This is a genomic window from Methanosarcina flavescens, from assembly GCF_001304615.2.
GTDB classification, from domain to species: Archaea; Halobacteriota; Methanosarcinia; order Methanosarcinales; family Methanosarcinaceae; genus Methanosarcina; species Methanosarcina flavescens.
Genome location: NZ_CP032683.1, coordinates 281,997 through 297,801, shown reverse-complemented (window position 1 = coordinate 297,801; position 15,805 = coordinate 281,997). Strand labels below are relative to the sequence as shown.

The following is a 15,805-nucleotide window of genomic DNA, read 5'->3' as shown; positions in this document are numbered from 1 at the left end:
CTCTTCCAGTGTAGATCGGACCGAAGAGAAATAAACCGGCCTGAGATATGTCAGGGAAGGTTCTTTCCTTTTATTTTTCAGGATAAACTCAGCCTAATAGACTCCACGCTGCAGAGAATCGGGAGTGATTTACTTGCACGGTTTACTTATTGAAAAACTGAAAATTCCGTATAAATGAAATATGTTGTATGAAAGCGGCAAGTTCGGAATGCAGGGTGAAAACTTTAAAGGGGAGGGTCGTGACTCTATATATTTTTCATGCATAAGTGCCTCCAATCTGTTATACTTATATTCCCTGAGTAAGGGCATAAAAGGTTATTAAAATGTTTAACAAGCATTGTCTTGCCTGATTTCTGTGCGGAAGGCTGAAGAAGAAATAGGAAAGCGATTCTGATAGGAAGACTAATCTGCTGTAAAGACATAAGATTAACAAGGATTGGTGTGGGGCATGGTATTTCGTTTGTAAATGAAAATGAGCTTGATGAGGTCAGAACTATTGAAGAAGGGTTCCAAAAAGCGTATAGTGGAGACCAGAGAGGCACTGTAGAAGCCATCAGTAGGTTAAGGGACTTCGTGTTTCAGCTTATTCATCTTGACGCCAATGCTGAAAACGAGCTGGATTTGAAAGCACTCATCATCTCGATAGGGGATATAGCCAGGGTTGCTACTGAAAAGGAAATGCAGCAGGCATGTGCAGTTTCATGCTATGCACTTGGGGATATAGTGTTTGAGGCTGCCGGTCAGAAGAGGGAAACTATTGCTATAAAGGCTTTATCAATTGTAGGAAGCCTTGCCCAGGAGTTTGCGGAAAAGGGCCTGGATACGGCAGCGAAAAGTGCAGCTGAATCGCTTGGGAACTGTGGGAAGAGCTCTTCAAGAATGAAAATGGAAACCCTGGTAAGCCTTTCTGAAATTTACCTTATGCAGGTAGTCCTGAAATCAATAGAAAAAAGTCTTCCTTATTCCGGAATTGCTGCCACAGGTTTTCTTGGGGAGATAGGTGTAGCTTCAGCCGAACAGGCAATTGAATCCAGTGCTCTGGAGGCTGCAGTTATTCTTGAAGACCTGGGTAATGCCGTCATAAGAAAGGGAAACAGCGAGTCCCATGCAAAGGCCATAATTGAGGCACTTGAAAACCTGGGCAAGGTAGTCTCTCAGCACGGCATGAGAAACGTAATCATCCAGATTGCGTGGTCTCTGGAAACAATACGTGTGCTTACTCTTGAACGTGGTATGAAAGGAGCATGCTTTGCCGCAAAGGCTGCACTCGAATCTATCAATACAGCAGGTCTGTTTGATGAGGTACAGAATCTGGAAAAGATCAGGGAAATAAAAGAGCTCCATTCTGTTATCTTGAGAAAGCGTTAAGAAAGGAATAGTTGAGCATTCAAGAACTCAACAGATGGCAGTGGGGTTTGAAGATATGATTCCTAGAAAAAAATGTTGTAAAAGAATAGTGTAGAAGACCAGTAAGAACAAAAGCTCGTCATAATATTTGTTAAAAACGTTATAGAAAAGAAATCATTATAGGAAAGGAGTTTTGTAGAAAAGAATATGGTGCTCCGGCCGGGATTCGAACCCGAGTCTTCGGCTCGAAAGGCCGGAATGATTGGCCGGACTACACTACCGGAGCACATTGCATTTCATTGCGCATCTCACAGCGAGACCTTCAATAGATGCTAGTAATATATAAAACTGTCCCTTCCCAAACCCATTTGGGGGAGTCTATTGGTCAGATAAAGTTTTATGTGAGAACTATTTAAAGGAATTTTATCCCTTTTTATAGATATGCCGCGACTCATTAAAAAAAACTTTCTCTAAGCCCTTAAAACTTTTTAAAAAAGCCTGGTTCAAAAATCAGTGAATTAGGGCGGACAGGCGGCAATAAGTCATGGACTTCGAGCTCACCTAGCTCACCTGAAACTTACATGAGTTACTGGTACTGACAGCACTATCTGTGCAAGATAATACGTTATAAATCATATGTTCTAAAGAAAAGTCATAAGAGTGGATTCTCTTAATTATGGAAGTCATTTGTGAAAAATGTGTAAAAAAAGTATGGTGCTCCGGCCGGGATTCGAACCCGAGTCTTCGGCTCGAAAGGCCGGAATGATTGGCCGGACTACACTACCGGAGCGTTTTGTATGTTGTTTCCCTTATTGAAGGAGGTTCTTCAATAAGGGGCTCTTCTATATATAATTGTCGGTTGCCTGTACTCTCAAGAAACTTATTAACTGCTGAACTCGAGATCCTTTCTGATTTTTTCTTATGCCTCATTTGCACTGATCTCGCCGGTTTCTTCCGATCTCTCAGCTTCCTGAATGAGGTTTCCAATCCATTCGCTGAGTCTCCCGCAGTATTCGGGTTGACAGTCGCCGGTGCAACCTGTACAGGCCGAAAATAACGTTCCTGCAAGCAGGAGGTCATATTTTTCTTTAACCTCTTCTTTTGCTTTCAGTAGGTATGTTCTTGCCCCGTTTGAAACTCCAACCTCTCGTACAATAAGGTCTTTGTCCAGAAGCTTTTTTATGATTCTGGAACATTTTCTGCTATCGATTTTCAGCTCTTTCCAGATAACGTTCTGGAAAACGCCTTCTTTATTTCTCTTTATTATGCTATAAGCTTCTTCTTCAAGATCCATGATTCCACACTATGATGTTCCTTATGCACACTATGATGTTCCTTTTGAAGTTTATTCTTCAACAGGAGTGATCAGTATGATGTTATTACCACGAAGTACTACAGAACCAAGGGAACGGACTTTTTCTCCTTTTACGATCTCCATGGTGTCCACGAGATGAAGGTTCATGTAGTCATCCACACTCTTAAGAGTGCCTTCAAGCAGATTAAGGTCGCCTTTCATTTCTACCTGGATCTTTGATCCAACGATTTTCTGAACTTTTTTATTTGGGAACAAATTTAAACCCTCGCTTATTTGTTCTGCGTTTTCCCCGTACTCCCGGGTTCCTGTTTCTTATGTCCCAAGCCGGTAAGGGCGAACCGCATCAGAGCCACATCCACACCTGCGGTCTGCTTGCTGCCAGTATCAGCCGCTTCCTGTCAGTAATCGAGAAATTCTTCTAATATCGTCACTCCACCGGCTTTTAAGAAAACTGAAAATTACATACCCTTTACAGAGATATATAACCATCGATCTTCCGGGTTCTCAAAATACTTCCTGGATCAAATAGCTCCTTATGGAAGTCAAGTTTGATTTTCCAGTTAACCAGGATCCTTATCTATTTTATCCTGACTCGAGCCAGGATCAGATATAACCCTGAATATCCGTACTTTCGTCAATAGGCTTTGCAGAATCTTTTTTTGGTCTCGGGATTGCTCTCGCAATAGGTCCGAAAACGGACTCATATTCGTTTATATGCTGGGTCAGCCACCTTGAAAGCTCAAGTGCAGCAACAGGAGAGAGTATAATCTCGGCCTCGACACGCCTCTGGATAACCCTTGATTCTGAGACATCCCCAAACATTTTAGGAGTGTCGTTGTAAAAACCGATCCTAAAATCGTAGGGGCTATGCCCTCCTGCAGCTCCGATAGCATATATCTGCCTGAAGTTATCAGGTTTCAAGAATTCTATAGTAATGTTTTTTTTTACCTTCTTTGAGGCTTCATTTCCAATATTTTTCTTGGGTTCAACGTCCTCAGTCATGAAATTACCTCTATCTTACCCTCTGAAAATTCTGTTATAATATATCCTGTCATCGAATTCTGATATAATATACTGGCTGGATTTTGAGAAAACCTGTCAGCCCTACGTATAAACAATTCATTTTCCATATAGACAGGAGCATCTTAACTCACTATACAATGCTATCTGCAAAAACGTTTTTGATCTCTTAACCCTGGACTTTCTTTTTAAGCTTTTTTGCTTCCTCTGCCACTCTCTTTTTGGAGTGCACCTTTGCTATAAGTTCCACGGCATCAAGATTACGGACTGCATTGTCCAGGTACCCGAAAACGTCACCCTGGTATGCGGAAATTCCGTATTTATCTTCAAGTCTCTTTACAATCTGTACAGGTTCAAGCGTTTCTGTACGCAACTTGATAATTTTTTCCGAGAACTTCTGTTCTGCACAGCCGCAGTAAGGCGAATCTTTGCAGGCACAGGTTAAAAAGTCCGAAGCAAAGTTCAACATTAACTCCCGGATTTTTACATCAAGCTGGGAAAGGGATTCCCCGTCAAAGATTATATCAAGGGTAGCCCCCTGAAAGACCCTTGAAGGCATATTAACATGCAGAGAGCTTCCTATCTGGTTTGCATACTTGAAGTACGCTGCATCGAAAAACTCCAAGTTTGTCACAATCTGAAGGGGTTTGTTCTCTTCAAGCACAGCATCTCGAATCAGGAAGGCTTTCGATACCGGAAGGAAATGAGTCGCAATAATCTTTCCAAAACGCGTAAGCGTTATCCGGTTTCCTTTTCTTTCCAGAAAGCGATAACTCTGGAGGCGCAGGATTAATCTTTCCAGGTCGTAGTTCCCAAACATCAGGTTATGGATCTTCCTGAGATCCTGCACCGAGGAAGTGACTGCAACTGATGCAAGCACTTCCTCAAGCTGCTCGGCTTCTCCGTACTGTACGCCTGCTGAGAGCATTTCTCCCTGAAGCAGTTTGATTGCAATCTCTTCTTCGGTATCTGACTGGGAGCCTGAGTAGGACTTTCCAGGTACGGGCATAAGCACGACAATTCCGCGGTCATGATAGTCAGGCCTGCCTGCCCTTCCGCTCATCTGCAGGAAGTCCTGGACTGAAATCCAGTCTACTCCCATTGCAAGGGATTCAAAGATTACCTGGGAAGCCGGAAAATCTACACCTGCCGCAAGGGCGGCTGTAGTCACGACTACCGGAAGCTCTCCTTTTACAAAGCGAGTTTCAACTTTCTTTCTCTCGTACTGGGAAAGCCCGGCATGATAGGGAGCCGCCTGAATTGAAAGGGCGGCGGCGAGCCTGTGGCAGTTTCGGCGGGAGTTTGTAAAGACAATTGTCTGCCCCCTATGCTTTTTAGAAGAGAACATCGAATACTCCTCTTTCGCTAGCTGGGAAATTAGCTTTGCCTTCTCGTTCTCCTGGCAGAATAAGAGATGCCTGTCAATAGGGACCGGTCTGTGCTCGTAACGGATAAGCCTGGCTCCGAGCTTCTTTGCATAGCCTTCAGGATTTGCTACGGTTGCTGAGAGATAGATAAACTGCGCCTCGGGTGCCACATACCTCAGCCTTCCTATAAGCCCGTCCAGCCTGTGCCCCCTTTCCTGGTCTTCGAGGGTATGGACTTCATCCACAACCACAGTTCCGATCTTACCCAGGTAATCGGCATTTCCAGACCTGAGCATATGGTCTATACCCTCGTAAGTCCCTACGATTATATCCGCACCCGGGCTGGTCTGCATTTTCACGCGCTGGGAGGTTTTTATGAGAATTGCTCCAATCTTTATTGAAGTGGTGAGCCCGAGTTTCGAATAGCGCTCTTTGAACTGGTCGTATTTCTGGTTTGCAAGTGCCACCAGGGGAACCAGATAAAGCATTTTTCCTTTTTTGTCAAGAAGATTCTGGATTCCTGCCATCTCCCCTATAAGGGTCTTTCCGGTTGCTGTCGCCGAAATTACAAACTGATTTTTCCCTTCCAGAAGTCCGGCTTCAACCGACAGGGCCTGAACAGGCAGTAAGGTCTCAGACTTTTCGAGCAGCATGTCTTTGAATTCCTTTTGAAGGGGCAGGTTCTTTACCCTGACAGTAGCACTCGTAGGGTTTGTCCTTATAGTATCGTAACGCGTGAACTCAGGGTCCAGCCTTTCTGGGGTAAGCATCCGGATAGTCCTATCAAGGTCCCTGGTCTTCACGAGAACCTGCTCAAGGAAATCTATAGATTTCTCCCCATACTGCACACCAGCCGAACGGACTGCACGCAAAAGTTCTTCCTTTGCACAGCCCAGGCAGATGAGTTCATTGTGGTATTTGATGGATTTACTATTTACAAAGTTGAAACGTTTGTTTATCAGGCAGTGTTTGCAGATTTTAACTCTATCTGCACTGAGTTGAAAACCTTTGAGCATCTCCATAAACGCAGTCTCATTTGCAGGGTCCCCTCCTCCTGCAAGCATTATCCGATTTGCACCACGTAAGAGCTCTATAAACTGCTGGGGAGGAATGAATTCTTCTTTTTTGCCGGTAAGAAGCCTTATTTTATGAGGGCGTGGTCCTTTGTAACTATCCTTTAAATAGAGTTCCGCCGTATAAATCGGCTGTTTCATCCGGTCCTTTATAGCCATAACTCTTATCTTCGATTTTTCAGCGTAGCCTAAGACCCAGAGTATCATTTTTATCCTGATCTATTGAAATTTATTAAATTCTCTCAAAATCTACTATTTACACTTTAAACTTCATTCGGCGCACTATTTTACTTTACTTTTCCTTAGCACACCTTTTATCTTTCTTTTATCCCATTTGCAACCTATCTTATAGGGAACTATTATATAAATATTTTATCACTTAATAATTATATAAATAAAACTCTCTGCTCTTTCCTGAAGGTCGCAGTATTGAGAATAAGCTACTTGAAGCGTATCTAATACGCAACTTTGTGAGATAACACTAGGACTCATTTAAAGTAATATTGAAGAAGTTACTTAAGAGAATCATCTGGAGAATTTCTAAAGGCATGCTTAAAGAAAATGTTAGTAAGAGTACTTATTGTAAAGAAAATTCTGGAAAAATATCTTATCAAGAACCTATTTGTAGAGATTATATCTTATCAAGAACCGAACCTATTTGTAGAGATTGTATTTATATGGAGTCTGCTTCCCTGCTGCCTTTTTAAAATAAAACCTTATAATAGGATATTCCTTCTTCTGTAATTTCTTTAAATAAGACCTTATAAGCATGCTCTTCTCTCTTTCTTTTTCAACCTTTTAACAAAAAGGTTATGGTTTACAAGCATGCTCCTTCTTTTGCAAATCTGCACCTGCAGCTTCGGGCTTCTTTGAGATTTTCTACTGTGTCCGAAATTATTTCAAAGATCGAATCCTGGGCTTTTCCCACGACTTCAGTGACTTCATCCGCTGTTAGTTTCTGTGTAGTCAACCCACATGCCTGATTTGTGACAATAGCGAGAGAAGCATAACAGAGGCTGAGTTCTTTTGCAAGGATTACCTCAGGCACACCCGTCATGCCCACAACATCGGCAAACTGGCTCATCATTCGAATTTCGGCTCGGGTCTCAAAGCGCGGACCTTCCGTGCAGGCATAAATTCCTTCGGTATAGGAAAGCCCTTTTTTTTCCAGGGCACATCTGAGGGCAGTCCTGATTTCCGGACAGTAGGGCTCAGAGAGGTCGACATGTACAGTCTTATCATCATAAAAAGTAGAGGGTCTGTTCCGGGTGAAATCTATGAAATCACCAAGCACTACAAAACTGCCCACAGGATGTCCTCGCATTGACCCTACGGAATTTGTAGAGATTATACGTTTTGCCCCTATGGCATGTACTGCCCAGATATTTGCCCTGTAGTTAATTCTATGTGGAGGAATATGATTTTCTCCTGCATGCCTCGGAATTACTGCAACTCTTTTTCTTCTTATGGTAGTAAAATAAGTGGTAATTCCTCCATATGGAGTGTGTACTGGCTGGCTTTCAAATTCCCTGTATGAATTGAAACCAACACCACCGAGCACTGCAATCTCTACATTTTCAGCTGCCTTCTCCATTTTTATCTACCTGGTAGTTTTTACCGTTGTTCCTGTTTTCCATTTCACCTGACCTATCGAATTTTGGTTACCTGGCAAAACAACTTCAGTCAGGCGAGCTTTCTCTTTCTTCTACCCCTTTCTGGGTTTCCATTTTCGGAAGCCTGGTTTGATACGCTGTACTTTATACCGGCAAGAGCAATAAGAATTGCAACTATGACTGAATATACAAAATACTGGAGGGCAAGAGTTGCATTATTAGTAATGCCTTCCGAAAGGGAGGCTGCCGCTAAAATATATGTGCTTGCACCCCAGAAGAGCAATCCAGTTGCGATTATAAAGAGAGAGATAGCGACATTTTTATAAATTGGCTTTTCCTCCATCCTTAGATCGAAAATTTTCCCAAGATCCGCAAGCAGCAGGGCTCCTGCATACCACCAGACTGAGGCATTTATGAATACTGAGACAAGCGTAAGGGTTCCGTGGTACCACACCCCTTCTGCCGAATAAAGTTTCCATACCTCCATTGCCCCGTATGCAGTCGCTACAAGAATTGTAAGCAGGGCAGCCGTATAGCTTATGAAAACCATCCTCTGTTCCAGAAAAGCGTCCCAGAGCCTTTCTTTCTCAAGGGCGACAAGGTCATCCAGCCCAAAGCCTCTGTACAGCATGTAAAGCCCTACAGCTGCAAGAATTCCCACAACTGCACCTTCAGGATACTGGGCAAGCAGAAATATTGCATAAATGAGAAAAGCAAGCCCTAAAGGTACAAAGAAAGTCTGGGAAATCTTTGGGTCGCTGAATACATGTTTCAGAATATAATAGGTACTCTCCAGATTTTCACTTTGCATTACTACGATTCTTTTCACGGAGTCAATTTTTATACGGGATTGGACAATAGGCACAAGTGTCTCGTCCTCTGCGCCGTCTGAGACAAAAATTGCTCTCTGCACATTATTCGTATTGAGAAAGGTTTCGAGCTGTTCTGCAATTCTCTGGTCTGCGATTACTCCAACGTTTTTGTCTCCTGCAAAAGAGACTATCTCTGCATCGGTTCCTTTTGCCCGCAACTCATCAAGAATCCTGATCCCGCCGAAAATTGTATTGGTATCAGAGTCCTCCGGATCTGCGATTCCAAGTGCAACGGCAGCTTGAATATTTGCCTCCCGTCCTACTATCGGGGTTTCGAGCTTTGCTTTTTCGCCCAGATCGTTATCTCTGTCTATGCATATAACTAAGGTCTGCATATCTCCTCTATAGCCTTTAATGGCTTACTCTATCACAGAGAGCTGATTTTTCCTGAGTACGGCATCTTAATCCGGTTCTTATATCTTTCTGGCCAGAGTTTTTCCATAAACTCTTTGAATCAGTTAACTAGCCTTACTTTTACAAGCATACTATTTTAATTTATACTTTATAAGCTTGTAGCGTAACATTAATTTATTTTTAAATTAGTTTTTGGTTATGGAGAGTTCACAGAATTTTATTGGATAATATCATAAACAATTTCTAAAAACTTCAGGTAAAACTTTATGGGTAATTTTATGACACCGAAAGTTCATAATAAATATTTGAAAAACAGGCTTTCTTTTGATAGAAATCCATTATGTTTATTAAATATATGAAGGGGTCTATATGGCACATACAATGGAAAGTGAAAGCAAAGGAACAGAAACTGGAAAAAGAAGTCCCGGAATTCAGGAGCGGTTTGGAAAGCTTGGAAACGATATTGACCTTCTAGCAAAGAAGACAGGGGACGAAGCCTCGAAACTTGCAAAGAATATAAATTCAGAAATAAAATCTCTTTCCGAGGAAATGAAGTCCATTGATGTAAAGGATGAGGTAAAAAGCATCACTGGCAGAGTTGAGAAACTCGTTGATACAACCGGTGAGAGTGCAAAAAAGCTTGCCTCGGATATCAAGACCGATGTAAAGAAACTGGTGGACAGGTTCGAAAGCTCTATCTCAAAGAAAAAATAAGAACGACAAAGTGACGGATGAGAAGGTAGAAATCTTCCACGGGGGAAGATAGAAATCTTCTTTTTAACCTTTTCCATACTAATTTTTTTACTATGAGTACTTTTTATTATGGTATCTAAATAAACTATTAATGGGAAGTCATTTGCTGCTAGAGGAATTAAGGGAGGTTTATTATGCCTGCTTCTTTCAATCCGTACAATTTTATCCAGAGCAATCCTGCAAGCTCTCAGAGATCTCTCTCAAGCCATTCGTCTGATCTCTCTTTTTCTCCCGAGCCCATAGAAGAAATAAAACTTTTTCTTGATATGGATGGAGTCCTTACGGACTTCACAGGTGCCTGTGAAAAACTGGGTGACGATATGATGTTCTGGTACAGCAATGATAGAGAGTTATTCTGGAAAAAAATTACATCGGCAGGAATTGAATTCTGGTCAGAGATGTCCTGGATGCCAGGAGGAAGGGAGCTACATGGGTTTCTTAGAAGTTCAGGCTACTTTCCTACAATCCTTTCTGCGCTCCCTGGGCCTGAGAGAAAAAAAGCCTTAATCAATGCGAGAGAAGGAAAAATCAAATGGATCAGGAAAGAACTTGGAGCCTCTTATGCAGAAAATGCAATCCTCTGCTACCGACCGGAAAAAGCCCTGCAGTCAGGGGCTGCAAGGGTCCTTATTGATGATAATTCTGAAAACATCCGCGAGTGGGAAGAGGCAGGAGGTATTGGAATTCTGCATAAGAATACCAGCCGAACAATCAGGTGTTTCAGTAAGATTCTTAAGGTTGGGCAAAAGTTCTGATACTAATTTTAAAATAAATCTGTATAAACCTGCTAATGCTAGCTTTTTGGAGGCGTTCGGTCGATTTATGCTTCCTGCTTACAGGCTACAATAAGGGCTACAATGTTTTCCCTGTGATTTTTGATATCTTCTCCTTCCGCATTCTTCAACCACTTTTCTCCGCCATGGATTGCGTGGTCTCCGCAGATAAAGAAAATCGTCCCTTTTTCTGCACTCCGGAAAATCTCGCCCAGGTTTTCATCTATGGCTTTTGCAGCCTTTCTCAGTTCTTCCCAGCTTTCTGCCCTATGGGAAAAACGATCAAGAGCCCTTAGGTGAACCGCCAGGACATCGGGCTTTTCTTTGAGAGCACGCACAGCATAATTCGTGATCTGAAGGTCATAATCCAGGATATCTTCGGAATCTGGAACTCCATAAAAATCTTTTATTCTCCCCCTGAAACTTTCCGCACCTTCATACTCAATGACCGCTGACGCTTTCATGCCTGCCCTGTAAGCCCATTCCATGATACTCTTCAGTCTCGGATTTTCCGAGTTTTTTGCTCTTTCGGTATAGATATCTTGAGTCGAGTAGATATTATGCATTTCTGGTGGATATCCTGTAAAGATTGATGCAATAGCAGGGGATGTTATTGGTGCAACCGATTTGCACCTGAACAGGATTCCTTTCTCGGCAGTCCCACTCAGGTTTACCATTAATGTAGAAAGGTGCTTGTAAAGGGAATACCCAAGACTATCAACCACAATAATTACTGCTCGCTTGCAGCCTCTTTCCTGTGCGTAGGTTTCTACTACTCGAATTGGTCTGCCAGCAGGCGGAACCATAGGGATTTTCAGCAGTGTCGCGATCGTGGGGGCAATATCAATTATGCTGCATTCTAAAATTTTCATATGCTCTCCAATACATTATCTGGGAAGCCGGTTTATATTTATTTTCCTGTACAGTCGGTTTTAAATTCAGTTCTATATAACGCAGACCTTTTAAAGCCCTAAGGCTATTGCTGCGGGCCTGTGTTGGGTTCCGCCGCTTGCAGGATGGACAAATGAAAAGTATAGTTGAATTTTCATGAAAGCCAGCAGTACCTGCGATAATTTATATATTATCACGTAGACTACATATGTAGTGTAAATGATACATATTGTGTGGTAAACGAAGGCAAAAATAGGCGTAAAGGTGCATAAAATGAGAAAGGCGATAATAGCAATTCTGCTGGGAATACTGCTTGTAGGAGCCTCCGGAGCAGCAGTCGTCAGTGCAGTTACTTCGGATAACGCAGGGACAAATTACGGATTTGGATCACACAGGTGGGCTGCAAGATGCACGGGCTTGGGTCCGTGTGCAGGAAATTTCTCCGGTTGCCCTTATTTCAACTCAGATAATCCCGCAGAAGTTGAGGTTGAGACTTCAGATGAAGCACTCGAGATTGCAAGGAAAGAAATCGATAGTAAGGTTTCTAAAGATGACATTTCTCAGATGCGCCGCTGGTGGATTGTTTCCTATCAAGACGAGGATGGGGTTTACAAGCAGGCAAGGATTGATGCTGTCAGCGGCGAAGTATTTACTGATTACCCTGTTTGCGCAGGAGCACAGGCAGGCGAAAGGCACTGCAGGGGACAGGGTCACAGTAGAGGATATAGTTATTGAGAATATTGCTTATGGTCGAGTGTCGAAGCTAACTCTTAATAATATTATCTTCTTTATTTATTCCCTCAGATTAGATTTTAAAGTTACAGCTTAAACATTCATTTTAACAACCTTTTATCTGTTATTTCTATCGAGGTCTCGTCTTCGAGGTTACCTTTCTACCGGATATTCTTTATATTCATGGTTAGCAATATCTGAGGAAAAAGTCGATGAAATAAGAAAAGTGAATAATATCAAGAAAATCTGTTTTTTCGAGGTGGAAAGCTTGAATGGTATGGGATACGGCGTGATGGGCTCGTTCTGGGGATTTCTCCTGAACCTTCTACTTATCTTGCTTATAGTAGGTGCAGTGGTAGTGCTGCTGAACAGTTCCGGGTATGCAGCTCCAAGGGATAATGAGCGAATAGTTAAAATGGAAAGAGATATCGAAGAAATCAAAAAAACAGTGGAAGAAATAAAATCCAAACTGGAAGAAATCTAAAGTTTAGCCGGAGTGCTAGAATTTTATACAACTGCGGCAGGTTCAGAAGCCTTCCATGTCAGGTGACACCAGAAATACGTGAGGACATTCTCAATGGCAAAATCGCTTCAACATATAGTAGAGATTGGTGAAGCTCTCTCTCATCCCATAAGGTTGAAATTGCTCTACCTGCTGGCTGAGAGGGAGAGGTATGTATACGAACTCGCCAAAGACCTGAACCTCTCAAGGCAGGTAATAAACCTGCATTTGAAACGCCTGGAAAAAGCCGGATTTGTTGAAAGCGACCTCAGACTTGATGATGACGACATGCGGGCAAAGAAGTTTTTTAGATTAAAAGAGTTTGAAGTTTACCTGTCTATTGAAGATATAAAGCAAATTTTTGAATAAGGCTGGTGCTTTTACAGGGTTCAATATATTTTCCGAGTTATTTGATTTTTCTTTTCTACTGCCCGGGTAAGTATGTAATTCTTTTCCTCCTGATTTCCGGAATATGGATAATTCTCAACAGGAATATATTCAGGAGCGCCATAATAATCTTCGGGGATTGTATGGTCAGCACGATTATTGAGGATCTGGAACTCTCAGAAACCACTCTAGAAGAGATATTCGGCTTATATCAGGACATAAGGGAGCTGTCTGATGAAGAGATTCTTTCCTGCCCTTTGGATAGGGTTGAGAAAACATTCCTGAAACTTGATGCTTTGATTACCCGTGATTTGTACAGCGATAAAGATTTTGACCTTTTTAATAAACCAGAAATGGAGCCGGTTTTTGCTCACATGAACCGATTCCGGAATTTATGCACTGTGAGGCTGGAAACCAGATACTCAAACGAGATCCTTGCAAGCCGGTCACCCTGGGAGGTGCTTGAAAAATATACTTTTTACAGGAATTATCTCAGGCTGGTTCAGATAGAATATGAAGATCTCAAATTAAAACCCGAGGACAGAATCTCTTTTCTCGGGAGCGGGCCTCTTCCTCTGACCCTTATCGTTTTCCTCAAGCGTCACGGGATAAAGGGCACAGGGATAGAGCAGGACCCTGCAAGGGCACAACTCTCAATAAAAGTACTTGATAAGCTCGGGCTTTCAGAAGGCATCACCGTAATTAATGGGAATCATCTTTCCATCACCCGTGCTGATTTCATAGATTATGGCGCCGATTCAAAGGCTCTTATTATAGCTGCCCAGGCTGAGCCCAAAAAAGAAATTCTGGATCACCTGCTAAAGGTAATACCTGAAGGCTGCAGGCTTTCTTACAGGATCTATGAGAAAGGCTTAATGAAACTGTTAAATCTGGACTCTTTGCTTGATTTGCCTGAAGGTTACAGGGAATATAAGAGAGTCCGGCCTGTCCCTCCTGCATATAATACCGTCGTATTTTTGGAGAAAACAGGATTACTGAAGAAAAATGAGTAAATGCTCCGAAAACTGGAGCAATAACCAACTAAATAATTAACTAAATAAAGGAGATAACCAGAACACATGATACTAAAGTGCCAAGTATAAAGCCTCACACAATAATACAGGAAAGGGTGAGAAATGATCTTAACGTGCCAGTGGTTCCAAGAACAGACGTAAAGCCTACAATTACAACACCTGAAAAGGTAGATCCAGTTATTAAAAACATTATTAAAGAAGTTGCTGTAATCATAGGAATCTCCCCAATAACTCTAAGCTTTAAGGTTAAGAACCTCAGTCATAAGGTCTTCTTCGGAAACCTCTGCAGGATCATTGAGATACAGCTCCCTGTTCCAGCTGGGAGACGGTGTAGTATCTGTACCCGGTAAAAGGATCCTTTGCTTTCGGAACAAGCAACCCCTTCCGGTCGTAGAGCTTCAGAGCTTTTTGCGAGAGGTGGGTATGAAAGAAAACCCCCGATTGGAATCTGACCTACTGACATCTTGCTCAATCCAGTAATTGTTCTGAAATTAGATAAACTGCCTTACTTTTCTCTGGGGGAGAGTTCCGCGTTAACGGCAGTAAAAGAAGTCAAAAGTAAAGCGCTCACCATATAGTACATTTTATTTTACGCAGTAAAAGGTATTACATAGTAAAAGGTATTACATAGTAAAAGGTATTACATAGTAAAAGGTATTACATAGTAAAAGGTATATCGATTCAAATCCAAAGTATATCGTGTACTTATGATAAAAAATTAGCTTTTTTGGTGAGTTCTAGCGAGCAATTGAAAGATATTTCCTGAAACTTGGGGGGACAAATTATTTGCTGGACAGTGAGATAAAATATCTAAGGCATCCTGCCGAAATACCTCTTTTCATTATGTGTTTGCTGGTCAGTGTTTTTATTTATGTTACTTTAATGCTAGTTCCGATTCTATATCCTGATCTCTTCGGGCATGAATATATGCTGATAGTCCCGGGAACGATTGTTTTTCTCTCATTCGTCTCCGGGCAGACCTACGGGGCAATGATGGCGAATGCAGTCAGGCTTTCAGAAAAGCAGTTTCCTGAGCTCTATGAAATTATAAAACGCCTTTCTTTTGAGCTGAATCTCAAAGAAGTTCCAGATGCATTCTTAATCCAGCAGGGTGGGCTAATAAACGCGTTTGCTACCAGGCTGTACTTCAGGAGAAATTATGTAGTTTTTTACGCGGATGTGGTTGAGGTCGCATACAGGGAAGGAGACTTTGATTCTCTGGAGTTCATAGTTGCCCATGAGTTGGCACACATAAAAGCAGGTCATGTTAGCCTGCTCTACAACCTCTCAATCTTCCCGGTTGCCTTTGTGCCTGTGCTAAAGAATCTTTTATGGACTGCCCTTAGCCGGGCAAGGGAATATACTTCAGACAGGATTGCAATCCGGCTTGTTCCTTCAGGCAAAAAAGGGCTTATAGTCCTCTCAGCAGGCGAACATCTATACAAAACGGTTAACTACGAGGAATATCTTGAGACTGCAAGAAGCCCTGAGGGTTTCTGGGCCTGGTCAACGAATCTCTCTTCAACACATCCATCCCTGGTGAGAAGGGTAAAAGCCCTTAACGAAAACCAGCCTGGAAAAATTTTTTAAATAATATATTTTGAAAGTATAAATCTTGAAAAATTTATCTGGGAATAGAAATGGGAAGTTTTTTTCAGCCTGGAACGAGAGAAATAAAAGGCTTAAAATCACAGTTTCTGGAGCAAGGTTCCAGAACAGCAGGCAGAAGTCGCAGGGAAAATCGACCGCTAAATGGGAAGTAAATACGGCTA

General features: G+C 42.1%; 16 protein-coding genes and 2 tRNA genes. 9 read left to right on the top strand and 9 right to left on the bottom strand.

From position 1 onward, the window contains the following. Positions 1–441: 441 nt before the first annotated feature. On the top strand, positions 442–1,368 hold the full coding sequence (locus AOB57_RS01255) for a hypothetical protein (protein ID WP_226999574.1): 927 nt from the start codon (positions 442–444) through the stop codon (positions 1,366–1,368). 187 nt (positions 1,369–1,555) lie between these two features. Here AOB57_RS01255 and AOB57_RS01250 read toward each other — a convergent pair. The 8 genes from AOB57_RS01250 to AOB57_RS01215 all read right to left on the bottom strand — a co-directional run bounded on the left by AOB57_RS01250 (position 1,556) and on the right by AOB57_RS01215 (position 8,942). Beyond that, a tRNA-Glu gene (locus AOB57_RS01250) sits at positions 1,556–1,633 on the bottom strand. A 426-nt stretch (positions 1,634–2,059) separates the two neighbouring features. After that, a tRNA-Glu gene (locus tag AOB57_RS01245) sits at positions 2,060–2,137 on the bottom strand. A 129-nt stretch (positions 2,138–2,266) separates the two neighbouring features. Further along, the gene (locus tag AOB57_RS01240; protein WP_054298862.1) at positions 2,267–2,641 is read right to left on the bottom strand and encodes a helix-turn-helix transcriptional regulator; all 375 of its coding nucleotides are present in this window, start codon (positions 2,639–2,641) and stop codon (positions 2,267–2,269) included. Positions 2,642–2,692: 51 nt separating this feature from the next. After that, entirely contained in the window at positions 2,693–2,917 is a 225-nt protein-coding gene (locus tag AOB57_RS01235; protein WP_048118002.1) for an LSM domain-containing protein, read from the bottom strand. Between the two features lie 348 nt (positions 2,918–3,265). Next, positions 3,266–3,664, bottom strand: a complete 399-nt coding sequence (locus AOB57_RS01230) for a DUF3467 domain-containing protein (RefSeq protein WP_054298861.1) — start codon at positions 3,662–3,664, stop codon at positions 3,266–3,268. Positions 3,665–3,851: 187 nt separating this feature from the next. Further along, entirely contained in the window at positions 3,852–6,329 is a 2,478-nt protein-coding gene (locus tag AOB57_RS01225) for a DUF5814 domain-containing protein (RefSeq protein ID WP_054298860.1), read from the bottom strand. Between the two features lie 610 nt (positions 6,330–6,939). Further along, entirely contained in the window at positions 6,940–7,716 is a 777-nt protein-coding gene (gene mtnP, locus AOB57_RS01220) for an S-methyl-5'-thioadenosine phosphorylase (protein ID WP_054298858.1), read from the bottom strand. A gap of 89 nt (positions 7,717–7,805) precedes the next feature. Continuing rightward, entirely contained in the window at positions 7,806–8,942 is a 1,137-nt protein-coding gene (locus AOB57_RS01215; RefSeq protein ID WP_054298857.1) for a DUF373 family protein, read from the bottom strand. A 388-nt stretch (positions 8,943–9,330) separates the two neighbouring features. On the opposite strand from AOB57_RS01215, the gene AOB57_RS01210 reads away from it, so the two are divergent. Continuing rightward, a complete protein-coding gene (locus AOB57_RS01210) occupies positions 9,331–9,675 on the top strand; it encodes a hypothetical protein (protein WP_054298856.1) in 345 nt (114 codons plus the stop codon). Between the two features lie 173 nt (positions 9,676–9,848). Next, entirely contained in the window at positions 9,849–10,469 is a 621-nt protein-coding gene (locus tag AOB57_RS01205; RefSeq protein ID WP_054298855.1) for an HAD family hydrolase, read from the top strand. 65 nt (positions 10,470–10,534) lie between these two features. Here AOB57_RS01205 and AOB57_RS01200 read toward each other — a convergent pair whose 3' ends face one another. Then, positions 10,535–11,359 (bottom strand): alkaline phosphatase family protein, encoded by an 825-nt coding sequence (locus AOB57_RS01200; protein WP_054298854.1) that lies wholly within the window; start codon positions 11,357–11,359, stop codon positions 10,535–10,537. Between the two features lie 292 nt (positions 11,360–11,651). On the opposite strand from AOB57_RS01200, the gene AOB57_RS01195 reads away from it, so the two are divergent. The 6 genes from AOB57_RS01195 (at position 11,652) to AOB57_RS01165 (ending at position 15,623) form a co-directional block, all read left to right on the top strand. Continuing rightward, positions 11,652–12,113 (top strand): PepSY domain-containing protein, encoded by a 462-nt coding sequence (locus AOB57_RS01195; RefSeq protein WP_054298853.1) that lies wholly within the window; start codon positions 11,652–11,654, stop codon positions 12,111–12,113. 274 nt (positions 12,114–12,387) lie between these two features. Further along, positions 12,388–12,594 carry a hypothetical protein gene (locus AOB57_RS01190; RefSeq protein WP_394339719.1) on the top strand — a complete coding sequence of 69 codons (207 nt, stop codon included), beginning with the start codon at positions 12,388–12,390 and terminating at the stop codon, positions 12,592–12,594. Between the two features lie 93 nt (positions 12,595–12,687). Next, a complete protein-coding gene (locus tag AOB57_RS01185; protein WP_054298852.1) occupies positions 12,688–12,981 on the top strand; it encodes an ArsR/SmtB family transcription factor in 294 nt (97 codons plus the stop codon). A gap of 161 nt (positions 12,982–13,142) precedes the next feature. Continuing rightward, the gene (locus AOB57_RS01180) at positions 13,143–14,012 is read left to right on the top strand and encodes a nicotianamine synthase family protein (protein WP_054298899.1); all 870 of its coding nucleotides are present in this window, start codon (positions 13,143–13,145) and stop codon (positions 14,010–14,012) included. Between the two features lie 77 nt (positions 14,013–14,089). Then, the gene (locus AOB57_RS01175) at positions 14,090–14,383 is read left to right on the top strand and encodes a hypothetical protein (RefSeq protein WP_054298851.1); all 294 of its coding nucleotides are present in this window, start codon (positions 14,090–14,092) and stop codon (positions 14,381–14,383) included. A 436-nt stretch (positions 14,384–14,819) separates the two neighbouring features. Beyond that, positions 14,820–15,623, top strand: a complete 804-nt coding sequence (locus AOB57_RS01165; RefSeq protein WP_054298850.1) for a M48 family metallopeptidase — start codon at positions 14,820–14,822, stop codon at positions 15,621–15,623. Positions 15,624–15,805: the final 182 nt, after the last annotated feature.